A 21759-nucleotide genomic window follows, 5' to 3' on the forward strand; every position below is an offset into this window, starting at 1 on the left:
GGGAAATCACAAGGATTTGATTTCTTTTAGATTTGAACGTGGTTTGCCGCAGCCTCCTAAGGGAGGTGATCCATCGATGGGCCACGTCACTGAGTGCAGCCACCCATGCTACAGCTTGAAAGACGACGGGTATATACCCGTTAAATCTCATCGGCGCTTTCTGCTACAATCCCCTGCCACCTTATCAAGTCGAGCAATAAAGCGCTATGCGATTAAACCTCAGCCAATAACAAGCTGTCGAATTCGTTACTGGGTCTTTCCTGGTGCTAGCCGGTGCCGGTTCGGGAAAGACGCGCGTCATTACCAACAAGATTGCTCACCTGATCCATCACTGCGGCTATCAAGCTCGGCAGATCACTGCCGTGACTTTTACCAATAAGGCTGCGCGCGAGATGAAAGAGCGCGTGGTGCAAACCATGGGGCGCAAAGAGGCGCGCGGACTAATGATTTCCACCTTCCATACTTTGGGGCTGGAGATCATCCAGTGGGAATACGCCGCGTTGGAAATGAAGCCCCATTTTTCGTTGTTTGATGATAAGGATCAGCTCGCACTGCTGAAAGATCTGACTGAAAAGTGGCTGGAAAACGAACAAACATTGGTGGCGCAGCTTATTTCCACAATTTCCCATTGGAAAAACGATCTGGTCGATCCCACACAAGCGATGGCGCTGGCGCACTCTGAACGCGACAAGCTGTTCGCTCATTTCTACGGCCTGTATCTTGCCCATATGCGGGCCTGCAATGTGCTGGATTTCGATGATCTGATCCTGTTGCCAACCTTGCTGCTGCGGTGCAACGAAGAGGTGTGCGAGCGCTGGCATAAGCGCATTCGCTACCTGCTGGTGGACGAATATCAAGATACCAACACTAGCCAGTATGAACTAGTGAAACTGCTGGTGGGCAACCGTGCGCGCTTTACTGTGGTAGGTGATGATGACCAGTCGATCTACTCTTTGTGCGGCGCGCGGCCGCATAATCTGGCGTTGCTGAAGGAAAATTTTCCGTCGCTGCGGGTGATCAAGCTGGAACAGAACTACCGTTCCAGCGAGCGTATTTTGAAAGCAGCCAACATTCTGATCGCGAATAATCCGCACGTTTTTGAAAAACGGCTGTTTTCCACGCTGGGTTATGGTGAAGAACTGACAGTCATTACCGCGACTAACGAAGACCATGAGGCTGAGCGGGTGGTGGGGGAACTGATCGCTCACCATTTTGTGAAAAAAACCGGCTACGGTGATTACGTGATCCTCTATCGTGGCAACCACCAGTCTCGTCTGTTCGAAAAGATGCTGATGCAGAATCGCATCAGATTTCCGGCAGTACCTCGTTCTTCTCGCGGCCAGAGATCAAGGATCTTCTCGCCTATCTACGAGTGTTGACCAACCCGGATGATGACAGCGCTTTCTTGCGTATCGTCAATACGCCTAAGCGCGAGATTGGCCCGGCGACGCTACAAAAATTGGGTGAGTTGGCCAATCAGCGTAACAAAAGCTTGTTCCGCGCTAGCTTCGATCTGGGCCTCTAGCCAGCATCTGAGCGGCCGTGGGCTGGAGTCATTGCAGCTCTTTACCCACTGGCTGGGCGGCATTGCTAAGCTTGCCGAGTGTGATCCGGTTAAGGCGGTGCGCGATTTGATCCACGGTGTTGATTACGAAAGTTTGCTGTCTGAAACCTCCCCTAGCCCTAAAGCCGCTGAAATGCGTATGAAAAACGTTAATACGCTGTTTGGCTAGATGACAGAAATGTTGGCAGGTAGCGAGTTGGAAGAACCGATGACGCTGAGCCAGGTGGTCGCCCGTTTCACCTTGCGCGATATGATTGAACGAGGCGAAAGCGAAGAACAACAAGACCAGGTGCAACTGATGACATTGCACGCCTCAAAGGGCCTGGAGTTCCCCTATGTTTTCCTGGTAGGAATGGAAGAGGGATTATTACCGCATCAGAGCAGCATCGATGAGGATAACATCGATGAAGAGCGGCGTTTGGCCTATGCGGGGATCACCCGCGCCCAAAAAACACTGATTTTCACCCTGTGCTGTGAACGCCGCCAGTATGGCGAACTGGTGCGGCCTGAACCTAGCCGTTTTCTGTTGGAGTTGCCGCAAGACGATCTGACGTGGGAAAGCGAACCTAAGGTGATCAGCCCAAAAGAGCGCATGCAGGAGGGCCAGAGCCATTTAGCCAAGGGCAAAGGCGAAGGGTAGAATACTGGGCGCAATTTACGCCGTTATCACATTAATGTTGAGCTTCTAGCTTCAGCGGCCAGTTACCCACTCGGTGCTGCCGCCGCCGATATCGACCACCAAACGTCGATCAGGCTCGCCAGTGGTGTGCGCGACGAGTAAGTCAGCCGCACTTCTTCCACGCCGCTGATCACCGGGATCGGGCAACTGAGGATTTGCTTGCGTGGACTGTCCTGCAAGCGTTCGGAGAACAGCTTCAAGCACAGCCTCCGCGTTGCATGGCCTTATACAATAGGCGATTTTGCTGATCCAGCCCGGCTGCCAACTGCACTTTGCGCTCTTGATGCGTGATAGGAGCTGAATACTGCTGACCACTTTGCGTATCACCAGCATATGGAAGCTATTGGAATCAGGGTCGATAGCTGCATCGAGCCTGCTGGAACTGAGCATGTTATCCCCCGTGCATTTCAAAACGCATCAGCGTGAGCCGCACTTGCTTGCCTCCGGCACTGACCGGTGTACTAACGAGTGGGTCACCTTGATGCAACTTGAAAGTCATTGGGTCATCAGCCTGAGCATTTGTGGTTGCTGCGCGGTGCTGAGTTGCGACGTGGCCCATTGTTACTGCGCGGACGCGTCAGGCGCTTCAGTGTCGGCAGATCGGTCAGCAAAGCATCGCTATTATACTTGCTTACTGGAATGCTACGACCGGTATAGGCCTCGATCGCCGGTAGGTTGAGTGCATATTCTTCGCAGGCCAGGCTGATGGAATGACCGCTTTTGCCAGCGCGTCCGGTACGGCCAATGCGGTGCACGTAGTCTTCGCAATCATCAGGCAGATCGTAGTTGAATACGTGGGTGACCAACGGGATATGCAGACCGCGCGCGGCGACATCGGTGGCAACCAGAATATCGAGGTTGCCCTTAGTGAAATCGTCGAGAATGCTCAAACGTTTTTTCTGCACTACGCGGTGCACGTAGTCTTCGCAATCATCAGGCAGATCGTAGTTGAATACGTGGGTGACCAACGGGATATGCAGACCGCGCGCGGCGACATCGGTGGCAACCAGAATATCGAGGTTGCCCTTAGTGAAATCGTCGAGAATGCTCAAACGTTTTTTCTGCACTACGTCGCCAGTAAGCAAGCCAACGCGGTGACCATCGGCAGCCAGGTGACCCCAGATGTCTTCACAGAGGTGTTTGGTATTGGCAAAAATGATGGCGCGATCCGGCCACTCTTCTTATATTAGCGTCTGTAGCAGACGCATTTTTTCTTCCATTGGATGGGTATAACAGTTCTTCTTTAATGCGGTGGCCGGTTTTCTGTTGCGGTTCCACTTCAACATATTCAGCGTTGTTCATCTGTTCGAAGGCCAATTCATGGACACGGTAGGATAAGGTGGCAATGAATAGCATATTCAGGCGTTGGTCAACCGCAGGCATACGGCGGAATAGCCAGCGGATGTCTTTGATAAAGCCCAGATCATACATGCGGTCAGCTTCATCCAGCACCACGACTTGAGTGGTACCCAAATCGATGTAGTTCTGTTTGGCATAGTCGATTAAACGACCGGTGGTACCGACCAGGATATCTACGCCGCTTTCCAGGACTTGCAATTGTTTATCGTAGCCATAGCCGCCGTAGGCCAGGCCCAGCTTTAGGCCAGTGGACTGGGTGAGGGGTTCCGCATCTGAATGGATTTGCACCGCCAGTTAACGCGTGGGTGCCATGATTAAGGCGCACGGCTGGTTGGTTTGTCGATCCTGTTTCGCCTGATGGGTAAGCAAATAGTGAAAAGTAGACGCTAAAAACGCCAGCGTCTTTCCTGTACCGGTTTGCGCCTGACCTGCAACGTCACGCCCGGAGAGCGTGAGCGGCAATGCTAACGCTTGGATGGGCGTGCAATGGTAAAACCCTTTTTTCTCAAGGGCTTCAAAGACTAACGGGTGCATGGCGAAGTCGGAAAACTTCTGATCAGTCAAGTGTGTTTTGCTTATAGTATGGCAGAATATCAGCTAACTATTGCTTTACCAAAGCACATCCGTTGAAATAAACGCTGTGAAATGAAATCACCCTGAGTTGGTTAATGCTACACCAACAAGGTAGACCTAATCCTGTGGAGTAGAACATGAGCGATAAAATTATTCACCTGACTGATAATAGCTTCGACAGCAACGTGCTAAAAGCTGAAGGGTCAATACTGGTCGATTTCTGGGCTGAATGGTGTGGGCCGTGCAAGATGATTACCCCGATTCTGGATGAAATTGCCGAAGAATTCTCTGGCAAACTAACCATCACCAAGCTGAACATCGATAAGAACCCTGCAACCGCCCCCAAGTACGGTATCCGTGGTATCCCTACGTTGTTGCTGTTCAAGAACGGCAAGGTGGCCGCGACCAAGGTTGGCGCGTTGTCCAAAGGTCAGCTTAAAGATTTTCTGAACGCAAATTTGTAATCAGGCGAGAAAGCAAATATCAGGCGTCTAGCTGATGTTCAATTCATCGCTAGACGCTTGCAAAGAAGCGTGTTAAGTTTAACCGCACTGCAAATAGAACTTGCCCGAAGTTTTAAATGTAAAGAATTTGAATCTAAGCTTTACTATGTGCTGAACCACTATCGTCCAAAGTAAAATGAGCCTGGCCCGTTTTTTAGCGATCAAGCGGTTTTGCAAAATCAATTTTAAGGTACTTTCGGTCTTAAGCCATCAACGCAATGCGTGCGCCCGATGTAAGCTATTTCTTAACGCGATAGGGTCCGCGGCGATCGAACGTCCAGTAAACAGGCATGTATCACGCTGCCATACCATTCACGATAAAAGTTCGAGACACACCCCGAGTTTAAGAACCCACCACTATGAATCTTACGGAATTAAAGAATACGCCCGTTTCTGATCTAATTACTCTCGGCGAAAATATGGGGCTGGGAAACCTAGCCCGCATGCGTAAGCAGGACATTATTTTCTCCATTCTGAAGCAGCATGCGAAAAGTGGAGAAGATATCTTCGGCGATGGCGTGCTGGAGATATTGCAGGATGGATTTGGTTTCCTCCGTTCTGGAGATAGTTCCTACCTCGCCGGCCCTGATGACATCTATGTATCCCCTAGCCAAATACGCCGTTTCAACCTCCGCACAGGTGACACCATTTCCGGTAAAATTAGGCCGCCAAAAGAAGGCGAGCGCTACTTTGCTCTGTTGAAAGTTAACGAGGTTAACTATGACAAACCTGAAAACGCCCGTAGCAAGATCCTGTTCGAAAACTTAACCCCGTTACACGCGAATTCCCGTCTGCGGATGGAACGAGGCAACGGTTCGACCGAAGACCTGACAGCGCGTGTATTGGATCTGGCAGCGCCGATCGGCCGTGGTCAGCGTGGCTTGATCGTTGCGCCGCCAAAAGCCGGTAAAACCATGTTGTTGCAGAACATCGCGCAAAGTATTGCTTACAACCACCCAGATTGCGTACTGATGGTGTTGTTAATCGACGAACGTCCAGAAGAAGTGACCGAAATGCAGCGTCTGGTGAAAGGCGAAGTGATCGCTTCGACTTTCGACGAGCCAGCATCTCGGCATGTGCAGGTAGCAGAAATGGTCATTGAGAAGGCCAAGCGCCTGGTGGAGCACAAAAAAGACGTGATCATCCTGCTTGATTCCATCACCCGTCTGGCGCGTGCCTATAACACCGTAGTACCCGCTTCAGGCAAGGTACTAACGGGGGGGGTGGATGCTAATGCCCTGCATCGTCCTAAGCGTTTCTTTGGTGCGGCGCGTAATGTTGAAGAAGGCGGTAGCCTGACCATCATCGCCACCGCACTGGTCGATACCGGTTCGAAAATGGATGAAGTTATCTACGAAGAGTTTAAAGGTACTGGCAATATGGAATTGCACCTGGCGCGTAAAATCGCCGAGAAGCGCGTGTTCCCGGCTATCGACTACAATCGCTCTGGTACGCGTAAAGAAGAGTTGCTCACTACCTCTGAAGAATTGCAGAAAATGTGGATACTACGTAAAATCATCCATCCAATGGGCGAGATCGATGCGATGGAGTTCCTCATTAATAAATTGGCAATGACCAAAACCAATGATGAATTCTTCGATATGATGAAACGCTCATAATTCTGTAAAATTCGCAGAACGCCACGCCACGCCACGCCGAGTCGTGGCGTTTTTCACTTCTGGCGGATACGATAAGTAGCAGTATTGGAAAAGTAAGTTGTTTCTGCGACTTATCGGGAACTCATCCTGATAGTGATCAACATTTTGTCGCTTGCCATCTTGTTGCTGTTGATTCATTAGATAACCGCAAAAGGAATTAGGACGAATCGCTGTTGTCATAGGAAATGGCTGAAAGGTAGTGGGGACCATGGCACAACTTGTCTTGTTGCTCAAGTTAAGCTGCCTTATCTTCTACAGAGATCTGTTAACTGTGAACTTACTCACTATGAGTGCCGAGATTCTATTTGTTTTTCTGTTTTCCTTGGCTTTTCTTTTTGTTGCCCGTAAAGCAGCAAAACGTATTGGTCTGGTTGATAAACCCAACTACCGCAAACGTCATCAGGGATTGATTCCGTTGGTTGGCGGTATTTCCGTTTATGCTGGCTTGTGCTTTGCCTTCTTGATCGCTGAACAACCGATTTCACACGGCAAACTCTATCTTGCCTGTGCAGGTATTTTAGTTTTTGTTGGCGCTCTGGATGACCGTTTTGATATTAGCGTCAAGATCCGGGCGCTGGTTCAGGCGCTGGTTTGCATTGTGATGATGATTTTCCCCGGGCTTTACCTGCGCAGTTTCGGACATGTGTTGGGCAACTGGGAAATGCAGTTGGGGCCATTGGATTATTTGGTGACGCTGTTTGCGGTGTGGGCGGCCATCAATGCTTTTAACATGGTTGATGGCATTGACGGCCTGCTAGGAGGCTTATCATGCGTCTCGTTCGGCGCGTTGGGCATTCTATTTTATCTGAGTGGCCATGCTGAACTGGCGTTTTGGTGTTTCGCCATGATCGCCGCTATTGTTCCCTATATTTTGCTCAACTTGGGCATTCTGGGTCGCCGCTACAAGGTGTTTATGGGGGATGCTGGCAGCACGCTGATCGGTTTCACCACCATCTGGCTGCTGGTGAAAAGCTCGCAGGGGAATGTTCCCTCGATCACTCCCGTTACCGCTTTATGGATTATCGCTATACCGCTGATGGACATGGTTGCGATCATGTATCGGCGCTTACGCAAAGGGATGAGTCCTTTCTCTCCCGACCGTCAACATATTCACCACCTTATAATGCGTGCTGGCTTCACGCCACGGCAGGCTTTCGTTTTGATTACCCTGGTGGCAGTGCTGCTGGCGGCCATCGGCGTGATCGGCGAGCGACTGAATTTTATTCCCGAGTGGGTTATGTTGGTATTATTTTTGCTTGCTTTTTTCCTGTACGGTTACTGTATCAAGCGTGCCTGGCGCATTGCACGTTACATTAAGCGTATCAAACGCCGTTTGCGGCATTCTCGATAATAATCAAATCTCTTAACCAGAGGCTTTTGGGCAGTGATGAATCCAGAAAAAACGTCTGACAAGACCCCCAGGCGATGGATAACGAACTTGATATCCGTGGCCTGTATCGTACCTTGTGGTGCGGTAAACCATGGATTATCGGTATTGCGGCGTTGTTTGCAGCGGTTGTGCTGATAGTGTCTTATCTGGTTAAACAGGAATGGAGTGCAGTCGCCATCACTGATCGGCCAACAGTGAATGCGCTAGGGGGTTATTATTCACAGCAGCATTTCCTGCGTAATTGGATTTATGCGCGTTGCCAGCCACCGCCAACGAACCATTGGGCATTGTACCTATGGCTTGCCGACCCTCGTCACCAATTGCTCCAATAACTATGGCCCTTATCACTTCCCTGAAAAGCTGATCCCATTGTTGATCCTGAATGCAGTGGCTGTCAAGCCACTGCCGGTGTACGGCGATGGCGCACAGGTGCGTGACTGGCTGTATGTGGAAGATCATGCGCGCGCGTTGTACCAGGTGGTTACCAGCGGCGTGGTGGGGGAGACCTACAATATCGGGGGCCATAACCAGCGCAAGAATAGCGAAGTGGTGTACAGCATTTGCGATCTTTTGGAAGAGCTGGCACCGAACAAACCCCAGAGCGTAGCAAAATATCACGACCTGATTACTTACGTCAAGGATCGCCCTGGTCACGATATGCATTACGCTATTGACGCCGGGAAGATCGAGCGCGAGCTGGGGTGGCGACCGCAAGAGACCTTTGAAAGCGGTATCCGCAAAACAGTTTCCTGGTATCTGCACCATGAGAGCTGGTGGCGTCGCGTCCAGGACGGTTCTTACAGCGGTGAACGCTTAGGCCTATCCGACTAAATCTAAGGCTGCGCTACCGTCAAGTTAGCACAGTGGGTTTTGGAGTCAGTATAAAAGGTATTATTCTGGCTGGAGGATAGGGTACTCGCTTGTATCCTATTACCCTTGGCGTATCAAAACAACTGCTGCCGATTTACGATAAGCCGATGATTTATTATCCGCTTTCTGTGCTTATGCTGGCCGGGATCAGGGATATTCTGATTATTTCCACCCCAGAAGATCTGCCTTCCTTCAAGCGTTTACTGGGTAGTGGTGAAGAGTTTGGCATTAATCTTAACTATGCCAGACAACCCAGCCCCGCTGGATTGGCTCAAGCGTTTCTGATTGGCGAAACCTTCCTGGCCGGAGAACCCAGTTGCCTGGTTCTGGGCGACAATATTTACTTTGATCAAGGGTTCAGCCCCAAGTTAAGAAGCATCGCGGCACGCACTGCTGGCGCAACCCTATTCAGCTATCATGTGATGGATCCTGAGCGATTCGGCGTGGTAGCGTTTGATGATAATTATCGCGATCGCGCATTGTCGATTGAGGAAAAGCCCGTCAATCCGAAGTCAAACTGGGCGGTGACCGGCCTCTATTTTTACGATGCTCAGGTGGTGGAGTTCGCCAGGCAGATCAAACCTTCACCCCGTGGTAAATTGAAAATCACCAGTATTAACCAGATGTATCTGGAGCGCGGTGAACTGAGCGTCGAGCTACTTTGGCGTGGGTTTGCCTGGCTGGATACCGGCACTCACGATAGCCTGTTGGAAGCCAGCAGCTTTGTGCAAACGGTAGAAAAGCATCAAGGGTTCAAAATTGCCTGTCTGGAGGAGATCGCTTGGCGTAATCGCTGGTTGGACGATGATGCTGTGCAGTGTACGGCTCAGGCGCTGGTCAAAACCGGTTACGGCAATTACTTACTGGATTTATTGCATACACGTCCACGCCAATATTGAGTCACTGAGTTGGGAGAGCTAATTCTTCCGGCTTAACAGCGCCAAATTACACTTTAACGAAAAGGCCGAGCGGCTCACTGAGGCCGATTTGAATGCATTCTAACGTGTGCAAGCCAAGGTTCCTGCTCATCGCCTAGAGCTGGTCGATGCACTGTCAGCATTGGGATTCCGGTTGGTTGAAGGGGAGGTTGAGCTGGCACTGAACATTGCTGCTGAACCTACTGCAACACAGACCGCGCCGTTGCCTGGGGTGCGTATGGCAACGCCCAAAGATATTCCTCAGTTGCGGGTAGCGGCGGCAAAGGTATTCGCCACCAGCAGATTCCGTGCTCCGTGGTACGACAGCGCTGACTGCGCGCGTTTTTATGCGGTCTGGATCGAAAAAGCCGTGCTGGGACGGTTTGACTACAAGTGCTTGTTGGCGCTCGACGATCAGGGGCAACCAGTTGGCTTTGTCAGTTTGCGAGATATCGCGGCTAAAGAAGCGCGCATCGGCCTGTTGGCAGCATATCCGGGGGTATCAGGCAAGGGGATTGGCTCAAGGTTAATGACTGCGGCCATCACACAATGCGCGCGACAGGGTGTGCAGCGCCTGCGGATGACTACCCAGGTCAGTAATATCGCTGCATTACTTCTCTATCAGCGGCATGATGCCGTTATTGAAAGCACCGCGTATTGGTTTTATAGAGGTAGACATGATCTTATTTAATGCCCCACCGGTTGTTGGCACTGAAATTAATTATATGCAGGCTGCCATCAGCAGCGGCAAATTGTGCGGCGATGGTGGCTTTACTCACCGCTGTCAGCAGTGGATGGAGCAGTGTCTCACTAGCCAGAAGGTGCTGCTAACACCGTCTTGCACCGCATCGCTGGAGATAGCAGCCATGCTGTTGGATATCAAGCCGGGTGATGAAGTGATCATGCCAAGTTTTACTTTTGTCTCTACTGCCAACGCCTTTGTGCTACGCGGTGCTACCGTGGTGTTTGTCGATGTGCGCCCAGACACCATGAATATCTATGAAAGCAAAATTGAAGCAGCGATCACCGAGCACACTCGCGTCATCGTTCCAGTGCATTACGCCGGTGTTGCCTGCGAGATAGGCAGCATCATGGCGTTGGCGCAGCAATATAACCTGTTAGTGGTGGAAGACGCCGCGCAGGGCATGATGTCTACCTACAAAGGCCAGGCGCTTGGCACTATCGGGCATATTGGTTTTTTCAGCTTCCATGAAACCAAAAACTACACCGCTGGTGGTGAAGGTGGCACAATTTTGGTGAATGATCCGACGCTGCTTGACCGGGCAGAAATTATCCGTGATAAGGGCACCAACCTCAGTCAGTTCTTCCGTGGTCAGGTGGATAAATACACCTGGCGTGATATCGGTTCCAGCTATCTCATGTCGGATCTGCAAGCAGCTTATCTGTGGGGCCAACTGGAAGCCGCCGACCGTATCAATCAACGCCGTTTGTCGTTATGGAAGCAATACTATGACAGCTTGCTGCCACTGGCCAAAGCTGGACACATTGCAATACCGAGCATCCCGGCAGCTTGCGTTCACAATGCGCATATGTTTTATATCAAGCTGCGTGATATCGAAGACCGCTCGGCCTTTATCGACACCCTGAAGGCAGCCGGGATCATGTCATTATTCCATTACATCCTATTACATACCTGCCAAGCCGGTGAGCAGTTCGGTCGTTTCGCCGGTGAAGACCGCTATACCAGCCAGGAAAGCGCACGTCTGGTGCAGTTGCCGCTGTTCTACACGCTGTCCGATGCCGATCAACACAGGGTGATCAATAGCGTTCTGGGCTTCTTCGCCTGATATGTCGTGGGCAAAAGCATCAGTTTTGACTGCTGGATCCACATTGATAAAAATCGGCGTGGGGCTGCTGGTGGTGAAACTACTGGCGGTGGCATTTGGCCCTGGTGGTGTAGGGCAAGCAGGCAACTTCCGTCAGTTGATTACCGTACTAGGCGTACTGTCTGGTGCCGGGATTTTTAACGGCATCACCAAATATGTGGCGGAGTACCATCAAGATCCGCTGCGGTTGCGTTTGGCTGTTGGCACCGCCTCGAGCATGGTACTGGGTTTTTCGACCTTGCTGGCGCTGGTATTCCTGTTCGCCGCTAAACCCATCAGCATCGGGCTGTTCGGCCATACCGATTATGTCGGCGTGGTGCGAGCCGTAGCGTTTATTCAGATGGGCATCGCCTACACCAACCTGTTTATGGCCGTCCTGAAGGGCTATCGCAATGCGATGGGCAACGCGCTGTCGGTGATCGGCGGCAGCCTGATAGGTGTGTTGGCTGACTGCTTGTGCTTTAAGCTGGACGGTTATGAGGGTGCGCTGACTGGGTTGGCGCTAGTGCCTGTACTGGCTGTGTTGCCCGCTGGGCCGGTGCTGTGGTGGCGTCACTCCCTACCAGGACGTTATTTAGCGCTGTCGTGGGATAAAGCAGTGGCTGGCAATCTCAGCAAGTTCATCCTTATGGCATTGATCACCTCGGTGATGCTGCCCGTGGCCTATGTGATAATGCGAAAGCTGCTGGCGGCGCATTATAGCTGGGATGAAGTGGGGATTTGGCAGGGCGTCAGCAGCATCTCTGATGCTTATCTGCAATTTATCATCGACTCATTCACCGTGTATTTGGTGCCAAAACTCTCACGACTGACGGATAAAAGCACCCTCTGCCAAGAGATTGTGCGCTCACTTTTGTCGCGATGCGCGATTTGTTTGCCTGGCAACTGGTCGGCGACGTGCTGAAAGTCGGGGCCTATGTGTTCGGCTATTTGGTTATCGCCAAAGCGTCACTGCGTTTTTATCTCCTGACGAAAGTCAGCCAATTTCTGCTGCTGATGGTGTTCTCACACTGCCTGATACCGCTGCACGGGGCGTTGGGGGCGGCTTAAGCCATATGGTAACCTACGTTGTGTATTTCACACTCTGTAGCTGCTTATTTCTTATTTATCGTAGGCGAGTATGACTAGACTGATCCATGTACTGGGATCTGATATCTCACATCATAATCAAACAGTGCTGCGTTTCTTTAACGACGTGCTGGTGCCATGGCTGCCTGCGGAACAGACGCGCCATTTTATGGTGGTGGCAAAAGACGTGACCGCACTGGGTGAGTTCCCCTCTTGAGTATTGCCGCTTTTGCGGATAAAAAAAGCCTGGCGCAGGCGGTGATCGCCCACGCTTAGGCCGATCGTAACGCGCGCTTCTTCTGGCACGGTCAGTTCAATGCGCGGCTGTGGTTGACGCTGCTGAGTGGTAAAATCAAGGCTCGCCAAGTCAGTTTGCATGTTTGGGGGGCCGATCTGTACGAGGACGCCACCCACTGGAAATTCCGCTTGTTCTATCGGCTGCGCCGCATGGCGCATAGCCGCGTAGCCAACATCTTTGCCACCCGTGGCGACATGCTCTATTACCGGGAACGCCATCTTCGCGTGCCGGTTTCGCTACTGTATTTCCCGACACGCGGGGTTCCGGCGCTGGCTGGCATCAATGGAGAAAAGAGCCAGGCCGGGCCGATGACTATTCTGGTCGGTAACTCTGGCGATCTCAGCAACCGGCATATCGACGCACTGGAGGCGATCCATCAGCAGTTTGGTGCCGATGTCCGGGTGATCCTGCAGATGGGCTACTCAACCAACAATGATGCCTACCTTGAGCAAGTGCGCGTTGCCGGGCTGCAACTGTTCAGCGAAAAGAACCTGCAATTGCTGACGCAGCAGGTGGCGTTTGAGGATTACCTGAATATTCTGCGCGAATGTGATCTTGGCTACTTCATTTTCAACCGCCAGTAGGGCATTGGCACCCTGTGCTTGTTGATTCAGTATGGCGTGCCTTTTGTGCTCAGTCGGCATAACCCGTTCTGGCAGGATCTGGCGGAGCAACATCTACCGATGTTGTTCTACGGCAATCCTCTAGATCCAGCGGTAGTGCGCGAGGCGCAGCGTCAATTGGCCTCTGTGGATAAACAGACCATCGCCTTCTTTGATCCCAATTATCTCAACGGTTGGCAACAGGCATTGGCAACGAGGGGAACCTCATGACGCTAGCGCAGTTTGGTGGCCTTCTGGTGGTCTATCTGGTCAGCGGGCTGTTTATCCTCACCTTGACCTACCAGGAGTTCCAGCGTATTCGTTTTAACTTTAACCTGTTCTTCTCTCTGTTGTACTTGCTGACGTTTTACTTCGGTTTTCCACTGACCTGCTTGCTGGTATTCCAGTTTGATGTCGAGGCGGTGCCAGTCACGTTTCTGCTGTATACCATGCTGTCCGCTATGGCATTCTATGCCATTTATTACGTCAACTATAAAACCCGGCTTCATCAGCACCGCCCCCAGCGGTGCACAGCGCTATTTACCATGAACCGGGTGGAAACACACCTGACCTGGATCCTGCTGGCACTGATGGCGTTCGGCACCGTGGGTACTTTCTTTATGCAGAAGGGTCTGCTGTTGTTCAAGCTAAATTCTTACAGCCAGATTTTCTCTAGCAACGTATCCGGGGTTGGGTTTAAACGCTTCTTTTATTTCTTTATCCCAGCGATGCTGGTGGTGTATTTCTTACGGCAGGATCGGCGCACCTAGTGCTTCTTTTTAGTGGCGACAGTGGCGTTTGGTACTCTGACTTACGTGATCGTCGGTGGCACCCGTGCCAATATTATCATCGCCTTCGCGTTGTTCCTGTTTATCGGCATTGTACGCGGTTGGATCACGCTGTGGATGTTGACGGTAGCGGGGGGTATCGGCATTGTCGGCATGTTCGGGCTGGCGTTTAAGTGCTACAGCCTGGATGTAAGTGGTTATAAGGCGTTTTACACCTTCCTGTACTTGACGCGCGACACCTTCTCGCCGTGGGAAAATTTGGCGCTGTTGCTGCAAAATTACGACAAGATAGATTTGCAAGGGTTAGCGCCGATCGTGCGTGACTTCTAAGTCTTTATCCCGTCCTGGCTGTGGCCGAGCCGCCCAGATGTTGTGCTAAACTCCGCCAACTACTTTACCTGGGAAGTACTGGACAACCATTCTGGCCTGGCTATCTCCCCAACCCTGATCGGTTCGCTGGTGGTGATGGGGGGAGGGCTGTTTATTCCGCTGGGTGCGGTGCTGGTCGGCATGATTATCAAATGGTTCGACTGGTTGTATGAAAGGGGTAAAACTGAGCCAAACCGCTACAAGGCGGCCATTCTGCATGGCTTCTGCTTCGGCGAGGTGTTCAATATAATCGTATTAGCGTGTGAAGGGGTTGATTCGTTCGTTTCACGCGTGGTGTTCTTCGGTATCATTTTTGGCACCTGTCTGGTGCTGGCGAAGTTGCTGTACTGGCTTTTTGACACTGCCGGGTTGATCAAGGCACGGGCGTTGCATATACGTATATATCCGCCATACTCCAAGTTACCTGTGCGTTAGCTCTCATCGCTCATCCCAGTCAATGACGGGTGTTAGCACCCGGGGAGCCGCTGCGTTCCTTCCTACAACTCGCATTATTTAGGGTATGTATACAGCCATCTATGCGTGCCAACGGCTTGTTGTAAGGGTAATTAACGATGGAAGAAAAGATGCCGATTCCGAAGTATGAACTGCGGGGCTTTCAACTATGGGGATTCCATCATATGGCGGAATGCATCGACTTTCTGTTTGAAGGTAGCCGGGCAAAGCAGGGCGCGCTGGTGGCAATTGGAACGTTAACTTTGTGGGTAGCCATCCTGGCTACTTTAAGCCAGAACAGCGCGAGGCGCTTTTTGAACGTGTCCATTCCAGTGGGGCGGCCATCGTCACCGTGGCGATGGGATCACCGAAGCGGGAGATGCTGATACACGACTGTGGCAAAGTGCATCCACGTGCGTTGCACATGGGCGTAGGCAGCACCTATGACGTTTTCACCGGCCATGTTAAGCGTGCGCCCAAGGTTTGGCAGAATTTGGGTCTTGAGTGGCTTTACCGGCTGCTCAGCCAACCTAGCTGTATTCGCCGCCAACTGAAGCTGCTGAAATTTGTCGGCTACTACAGTGGTAAATTGTAAGCGACGATTGGGCCAACAAATATAACCCTCAGCCCTAAAGTTACCTTACTTTATTCCATAAAGTTTTAAATTGAGGTTTGCTTATAGCGGTGAAATGCGAAACGATACAGCCCGGAAATTATCCCTGCACACTGGCACCTGATGCGCGATAGTGCTGAACGACGTGTGCTCGTCGTAACATTGCCCTGGTCGACTAAAACCATCACCATCGGTCATCGTCGGCAAGCAAACACCACCCGAAAATTATTGAGGATTTATGGCCTACAAAGAAAAACCGCAAGAACTACACCGGGGGCTTGAAGCCCGGCATATCGAGCTGATCGCGTTGGGGGGGACCATCGGGGTTGGCCTGTTTATGGGTTCTGCGAGCACGTTGAAATGGGCGGGGCCATCAGTGCTGCTGGATTATATCATCGCCGGGCTGTTCGTCTTCTTCATTATGCGTTCAATGGGCGAGATGTTACTCCTAGAGCCGGTGGCGGGTTCATTCGCCGTTTATGCACATAAATATATGAACCCTTACTTCGGCTACCTGACTGCATGGGGCTACTGGTTTATGTGGATAGCCGTCGGTATTTCGGAGATCACTGCCATCGGGGTTTATGTGCAGTTTTGGTTCCCAGAGATCCCTCAGTGGGTACCAGCGTTGACTGCCGTGGCGATGGTGGCTTTGGCCAACCTGGTGGCGGTGCGGCTGTACGGTGAGCTGGAGTTTTGGTTCGCAATGATTAAGGTCTCCACCATAATCGTGATGATCCTGGTGGGGATAGGGGTGATTTTTTTTGGCTTTGGCAACGGCGGTGCGCCGATTGGCTTTGCCAACCTGACGGATCACGGCGGCTTCTTTGCTGGTGGCTGGAAAGGGTTCCTGTTCGCGCTTTGTATCGTGGTCGCATCTTATCAAGGGGTTGAACTGGTAGGCATCACCGCTGGCGAGGCCAAAAAACCGCAGGTCACGCTGAAGCGCGCAATCAATAATATCCTGTGGCGTATCCTGATTTTCTATGTCGGTGCCATTTTCGTCATCGTCACCCTTTTCCCGTGGAACGGCATTGGCACCGCTGGTAGCCCGTTCGTGCTGACCTTTGCCAAGATTGGCATCTTGGCTGCCGCCAGTATTATTAACTTTGTGGTGCTGACTGCTGCGCTCTCCGGCTGTAACAGCGGCATGTATAGCGGTGGCCGCATGTTGTACGTGTTGGCCAAAAACCGCCAACTACCGGCTGCGCTGACCCGGCTTTCCGCCAGCGGTGTGCCAGTGAACTGTATTGCCGTCACCATTGTCTGCTTGTTGGTGGGGTCTGTGCTGAACTACATCATTCCTAATCCGCAGCAGGTGTTCGTTTACGTCTATAGTGCCAGTGTTTTGCCGGGCATGGTGCCGTGGTTTGTGGTGCTGATCAGCCAGCTATACTTCCGCCGCGCCTGTGATAAGGAAGCGCTCAAAACCCACAGCTTTAAGTCTATCCTGTTCCCTTATATTAATTATTTGAGCATCGCTTTTCTCCTGTGCGTGCTGGTTGGTATGGGGATCAACCCGGATACACGCATTTCTCTGTTGGTGGGGGAAATTTTCTTAGCGGGTGTCAGCCTGTGTTACTTTGTGTTGGGTATGCACAAGAAACATCATCCGGATTAAAAATAGTCGGGAACGCGGCAATAAGCCATAAAAGAGGCAGTGGATTACGCTTTCCTGCACGAAAGTGAGCAAAGCGTAACAGGGCAGTGCTCACCCCTTCCTCACGTATTCCCTGTATGCGCCGGTTGTATACGCTGTCTTTGCCCAGACTGGCGGCAATAATGCACGTCTATTGGGATAGGCGCTTAATATTAAAAGTTGCCAACGCCAGTGTTTACCATCGCCCTGTATAACCGCTAATAAAAAAACCAACCGGGTAAAATATGGCAGCAGCTTGACAACCACAGCACTTATTGCTGCAAACAGCCTATTTTTTGCTATGCGAATTATCAAGTAAAAAATGATAGTAATTCATCAAACTATGATGAAGAGCACATATAGATGAGATTTCGTTGCGACGTTATGCACACAGGATTATGGATGAAAAATTCAGTAGGATAAGAAAAAATATCGATATCATGTCAATCAGAGAAGACTAACGCTTTCAACTATAAAAAGTAGGAAAGCGTTTTTCACACTCAATTAATTCGCGTCGCGAAAATAATTTAAAGTATTATATAAACAATGAATTATATCAATTAGCCGATCACAAAAACCGCAAGTGAGAATTTAAAACGGCGGAGGAAATACGCATCAAAGGAAAAGCCTAGGCGGCAACAGAAATAAAAAAGCGCAGCCGAAACTGCGCTTTCAATACATTACAGGGGTGAGGCTCAGGCTCCGATTTTCGCCCAAGTATCACGCAGGCCAACGGTGCGGTTAAACACCAGGTGATCGGCCGAAGAGCAACGGCTATCAGCGCAGAAGTAGCCTTCACGCTCGAACTGATAGGCTTTCTCCGGCTGTCCAGCCGCCAAGCTCGGCTCGACAAAACCCTGCTTGATCACCAGTGATCCTGGGTTGATAGTGGCGAAAAAATCTGCCGCCGCCGCCGGGTTAGGCACGCTGAACAAGCGATCGTATAAGCGAATTTCTGCTGGCAATGCGTGAGCAGCGGAAACCCAGTGGATCACACCTTTCACCTTGTGGCCATCGGCCGGATCTCTACTCAGCGTCTCGGCATCGTAGCTACAAAAAATAGTGGTGATTTCCCCTACTGCATCCTTTTCAACCCGCTCGGCTTTGATCACGTAGGCGTTGCGTAGGCGCACTTCCTTGCCCAACACCAGACGTTTGTACTGTTTGTTGGCTTCTTCGCGAAAGTCAGCACGATCGATATAAATCTCGCGGCTGAACGGCACCTCACGGCTGCCCATCTCAGGTTTATTCGGGTGGTTAGGCATAGTGAGCATTTCTTCCCCTGTGCCCCTATTCTCGATGACGACTTTCACCGGTTCCAGCACGGCCATGGCGCGCGGTGCGTTCTCGTTCAGATCGTCACGAATGCAGGATTCCAGTGCCACCATTTCAACGTTATTGGCCTGCTTGGTCACGCCAATACGCTGGCAAAAATCACGGATAGCAGCAGCAGTATAGCCACGGCGACGTAGACCAGATAGGGTCGGCATGCGCGGGTCATCCCAGCCTTCAACGTGCTTTTCCATCACCAGTTGTTTCAGCTTGCGCTTCGACATAATCGCGTACTCAAGATTGAGTCGTGAGAACTCGTATTGACGCGGGTGGCATGGGATAGTGATGTTATCCAGCACCCAGTCATACAGGCGGCGATTATCTTGGAACTCCAAGGTACACAATGAATGGGTGATACCTTCTAGCGCATCGGAAATGCAGTGGGTGAAATCATACATCGGGTAGATGCACCACTTATTGCCGGTTTGGTGGTGTTCGGCGAACTTGATGCGGTACAGCACGGGATCGCGCATGACGATAAACGCTGAAGCCATGTCAATCTTGGCACGCAGGCAGGCAGTACCTTCAGCGAACTCGCCTCTGCGCATTTGATCGAACAGCGCCAGGTTCTCTTCCACGCTGCGGCCACGGTATGGGCTATCTTTGCCCGGCGCGGTCAGGCTACCACGGTATTCGCGGATCTGCTCAGGTGACAGTTCATCGACATAAGCCAAGCCTTTGGTGATCAGTTCAACTGCATACTGGTACAGTTGAGCAAAATAATCGGAGGAATAACGGATGTCGCCGCTCCACCCAAAGCCCAGCCACTCCACGTCGTCCTTGATCGACTCTACGAACTCGCTGTCTTCTTTCACCGGGTTGGTGTCATCGAAACGCAGGTTGCACTGGCCCTGGTAATCCTTGGCGAGGCCAAAGTTCAGGCAGATGGATTTAGCATGACCGACATGCAGATAGCCATTCGGTTCCGGCGGGAAACGGGTATGTATCGACGTGTGTTTCCCTGACGCCAGATCTTCATCGACGATCTGACGGATAAAATTGGTTGGGCGGGCTTCAGCCTCACTCATTTCATTATTCCTCATTCCTCAATGCAAAGCGCTACACATAACCGGCTATGTTCCAATAAGCCACGTTCGGAAACAACCGTTTGTTTCAGCAAAATGCAGGACACGGCTGCCCCATGGTGCAACGTTCCATCTCAGGGCCACGTAAAAATAAAAAAAGCGGGAAGAGCCTGTTCTCTTCCCGCTAAAACGAGGGTGAACTCTCAAGTACTATCAGGTATATCGATTTATTTCTGGATCTCAAACAGTTTGGTCTGGCCAGATACCACAGAACCAGTCGCCAATGCCTTCAGACCAGCGTAATCGCCAGCGTTGCTGACCACCACCGGGCTTATCATCGAGCGAGCATTGACGTTCAGGAAGTCCAGATCCAATTCGAGAATTGGCCGACCGACTTTCACCTCAGCGCACTCTTCAACCAGACGTTTGAGGCCCTGACCATTCAACGCAACGGTGTCGATGCCCCATATGCACCACAATCGCCAAACCCTTGTCAGTTTCCAGAACGATAGTACCGTACGCCGGTGCCACAACAATTTTGTCGGTCGGGCGAATGGCCAAACCATCACCTACTACTTTACGGGCAAAAGCCTCATCAGGTACCTGATCGAGCGCCACCACTTCACAAGTCACTGGAGCCAGCAATGTTTAGAGAGCCACCATAGGCACATCCTGTGGCTTGTCCTCAGCCGCGGGGCCAGCAGCAACCAGGTTGTGCATGGCGCTGGCGATCAGCTCCGCACGGGTGCCGACAATCACCTGTACACTTTGCTTGTTCAGACGGATCACGCCGGAAGCACCCAGGCATTTCGCCAACGCGTCATTCACCCGTGCTGCGTCCTTTACATTTAGACGCAGACGAGTAATGCAGGCATCAATGCTGGTCAGGTTATCATAGCCGCCAATGGCATCCACATAGCGACGCGCTAAGGTAGTGATATCGTCTTCGTTTTTATCAGCGCTGACATCGGGTGTCTCAGCTTTTAGTCTCTTCACCGGCTACCGCCAGTTCGCGCCCTGGGGTCATCAGGTTGAACTTGTTGATGGTAAAGCGGAACACCGCGTAGTAGATCACGAAGAATGCCAGCCCCTGCGGTATCAGCATATACCAGTGGGTAGCCAGCGGGTTGTGCACCCACAACGCCATATCCACCAGACCAGCGCTGAAACCGAAACCGGAGATCCAGTGCATGTAATCCGCAATAAATACCGATATACCTGTCAGCACCGCATGGATAAAATACAGCATGGGTGCCACAAACATGAAGGAGAACTCCAGCGGCTCGGTGATAACGGTAAAGAAGGAGACAAAGGCGGCAGCCATCATAATACCCAGAACTTTGGCACTATTGTGCGGATGCGCGCACTGGTAGATCGCCAACGCCGCCCCCGGTATACCGAACATCATGATTTGGAAAAAACCCGCCTAATAACGGCCGGTAATGCCCGCCACCGCTTTACCAGCGTCGATAGACTGCTGGCCGCTGAGTAAGTTAGGGATGTCGTTAATGCCAGCCACGTCGAACCAGAACACCGAGTTCAGCGCATGGTGTGCAAGCCTATAGGGATCAGCAATCGGTTAAAGAAGGCGTAAATGCCCGCGCCGACAGAACCCAATTTCTGTATTTGCTCACCGGAGCTCACCAAAGCGTTGAAGATCATCGGCCAGATGGACATCATGATAAAGGCTACTAAGATCATCAGAAAAGAAATGAGGATCGGCACCAGTCGGCGGCCACTGAAGAATGACAGCGCCTTCGGCAACTCTACACCGCTGAAACGGTTGTAAATTTCTGCGGATATGATACCGACCAAAATACCGACGAATTGGTTCTCAATTTTACCGAACGCAATGGGAACCTGATCGAGGGGAATTTTCTGAATCATCGACACGGTGGCCGGCGAACAGAGAGTAGTCAGCACCAGGATGCCGAGATGTGATCGATAATGGCAGAACCGGATTTAGTCAGGAAATCAGCGAGAACGTTGCCACCTCCACAGCCGACAGGGTCAATCCAGTACCCGATCTCCATCAAGATGGAAGCTGCAGGCAGCGTGGCTACCGGCACCATAAGCACGCGCCCTACCTTATTTCAACTAATAAAGAATGTTCACTTTTTTACCCTACATTGTTCACAGACGAACACTATTTTTATCGTTTATTAGAGATTTTAACTCTTTTAGCAAAATAAAGCATGGCACCTACCCCTGC

8 protein-coding genes and 11 pseudogenes are annotated in these 21759 nt (G+C 51.4%); 15 read left to right on the forward strand and 4 right to left on the reverse strand.

The genetic code is table 11. The annotated features are described in order from the left end of the window. The first annotated feature begins 260 nt into the window (after nt 1-260). Nucleotides 261-2204 (forward strand): annotated as a pseudogene (rep, locus tag AACL06_RS08070) (DNA helicase Rep). Nucleotides 2205-2407: 203 nt separating this feature from the next. On the opposite strand, the pseudogene AACL06_RS10670 reads toward rep, so the two are convergent. Then, nucleotides 2408-2633: pseudogene (locus tag AACL06_RS10670) on the reverse strand (guanosine-5'-triphosphate,3'-diphosphate pyrophosphatase); the annotation flags it as partial. A 116-nt stretch (nt 2634-2749) separates the two neighbouring features. Next, nucleotides 2750-4181, reverse strand: a pseudogene (gene rhlB, locus AACL06_RS08085) (ATP-dependent RNA helicase RhlB). Nucleotides 4182-4312: 131 nt separating this feature from the next. On the opposite strand from rhlB, the gene trxA reads away from it, so the two are divergent. The 13 genes and pseudogenes from trxA (at nt 4313) to thrP (ending at nt 17172) form a co-directional block, all read left to right on the forward strand. Continuing rightward, a complete protein-coding gene (gene trxA, locus AACL06_RS08090; RefSeq protein WP_339036741.1) occupies nt 4313-4639 on the forward strand; it encodes a thioredoxin TrxA in 327 nt (108 codons plus the stop codon). A 398-nt stretch (nt 4640-5037) separates the two neighbouring features. Continuing rightward, on the forward strand, nt 5038-6297 hold the full coding sequence (gene rho, locus AACL06_RS08095) for a transcription termination factor Rho (protein WP_339036744.1): 1260 nt from the start codon (nt 5038-5040) through the stop codon (nt 6295-6297). Between the two features lie 310 nt (nt 6298-6607). Next, a complete protein-coding gene (wecA, locus tag AACL06_RS08100) occupies nt 6608-7687 on the forward strand; it encodes a UDP-N-acetylglucosamine--undecaprenyl-phosphate N-acetylglucosaminephosphotransferase (protein ID WP_339036746.1) in 1080 nt (359 codons plus the stop codon). 36 nt (nt 7688-7723) lie between these two features. Further along, nucleotides 7724-8027 (forward strand): annotated as a pseudogene (locus tag AACL06_RS08105) (Wzz/FepE/Etk N-terminal domain-containing protein); the annotation flags it as partial. Then, nucleotides 8018-8557, forward strand: a pseudogene (locus tag AACL06_RS08110) (GDP-mannose 4,6-dehydratase); the annotation flags it as partial. The pseudogenes AACL06_RS08105 and AACL06_RS08110, both read left to right, overlap by 10 nt. An 89-nt stretch (nt 8558-8646) precedes the next feature. Continuing rightward, on the forward strand, nt 8647-9495 hold the full coding sequence (gene rfbA, locus AACL06_RS08115; RefSeq protein WP_339036747.1) for a glucose-1-phosphate thymidylyltransferase RfbA: 849 nt from the start codon (nt 8647-8649) through the stop codon (nt 9493-9495). Beyond that, a pseudogene (gene rffC, locus AACL06_RS08120) lies at nt 9473-10204 on the forward strand (dTDP-4-amino-4,6-dideoxy-D-galactose acyltransferase). Before rfbA ends, rffC begins: the two are co-directional and overlap by 23 nt. Further along, a complete protein-coding gene (rffA, locus tag AACL06_RS08125; RefSeq protein WP_339036749.1) occupies nt 10191-11321 on the forward strand; it encodes a dTDP-4-amino-4,6-dideoxygalactose transaminase in 1131 nt (376 codons plus the stop codon). Before rffC ends, rffA begins: the two are co-directional and overlap by 14 nt. A 1-nt stretch (nt 11322) precedes the next feature. Then, nucleotides 11323-12484: pseudogene (gene wzxE / locus AACL06_RS08130) on the forward strand (lipid III flippase WzxE). Continuing rightward, nucleotides 12481-13559: pseudogene (locus AACL06_RS08135) on the forward strand (TDP-N-acetylfucosamine:lipid II N-acetylfucosaminyltransferase). The pseudogenes wzxE and AACL06_RS08135 overlap by 4 nt, the downstream one beginning before the upstream one ends. Then, nucleotides 13556-14920 (forward strand): annotated as a pseudogene (gene wzyE / locus AACL06_RS08140) (ECA oligosaccharide polymerase). The pseudogenes AACL06_RS08135 and wzyE overlap by 4 nt, the downstream one beginning before the upstream one ends. 268 nt (nt 14921-15188) lie before the next feature. Continuing rightward, a pseudogene (locus tag AACL06_RS08145) lies at nt 15189-15533 on the forward strand (WecB/TagA/CpsF family glycosyltransferase); the annotation flags it as partial. A gap of 256 nt (nt 15534-15789) precedes the next feature. Continuing rightward, complete coding sequence (thrP, locus tag AACL06_RS08150; protein ID WP_339036751.1) at nt 15790-17172, forward strand: bifunctional threonine/serine APC transporter ThrP; 1383 nt, start codon at nt 15790-15792, stop codon at nt 17170-17172. Nucleotides 17173-17885: 713 nt separating this feature from the next. Here the strand turns inward: thrP and glnS are convergent. Next, complete coding sequence (glnS, locus tag AACL06_RS08155; protein WP_339036753.1) at nt 17886-19550, reverse strand: glutamine--tRNA ligase; 1665 nt, start codon at nt 19548-19550, stop codon at nt 17886-17888. A 224-nt stretch (nt 19551-19774) separates the two neighbouring features. Further along, nucleotides 19775-21479: pseudogene (locus tag AACL06_RS08160) on the reverse strand (glucose PTS transporter subunit IIA); the annotation flags it as partial. Nucleotides 21480-21484: 5 nt separating this feature from the next. Here AACL06_RS08160 and AACL06_RS08165 point away from each other — a divergent pair. Beyond that, nucleotides 21485-21739 carry a hypothetical protein gene (locus AACL06_RS08165; RefSeq protein WP_339038487.1) on the forward strand — a complete coding sequence of 85 codons (255 nt, stop codon included), beginning with the start codon at nt 21485-21487 and terminating at the stop codon, nt 21737-21739. Nucleotides 21740-21759 lie beyond the last annotated feature (20 nt).

It is taken from the genome of Serratia symbiotica (Periphyllus acericola), assembly GCF_964019515.1.
Taxonomy (GTDB): Bacteria; Pseudomonadota; Gammaproteobacteria; order Enterobacterales; family Enterobacteriaceae; genus Serratia; species Serratia symbiotica_D.

Coding starts and splice junctions, on each gene's coding strand:
- trxA (WP_339036741.1), top strand. CDS start 4,313: ATGAGCGATAAAATTATTCACCTGACTGATAATAGCTTCGACAGCAAC.
- rho (WP_339036744.1), top strand. CDS start 5,038: ATGAATCTTACGGAATTAAAGAATACGCCCGTTTCTGATCTAATTACT.
- rffA (WP_339036749.1), top strand. CDS start 10,191: ATGATCTTATTTAATGCCCCACCGGTTGTTGGCACTGAAATTAATTAT.
- thrP (WP_339036751.1), top strand. CDS start 15,790: ATGGCCTACAAAGAAAAACCGCAAGAACTACACCGGGGGCTTGAAGCC.
- glnS (WP_339036753.1), bottom strand. CDS start 19,550: ATGAGTGAGGCTGAAGCCCGCCCAACCAATTTTATCCGTCAGATCGTC.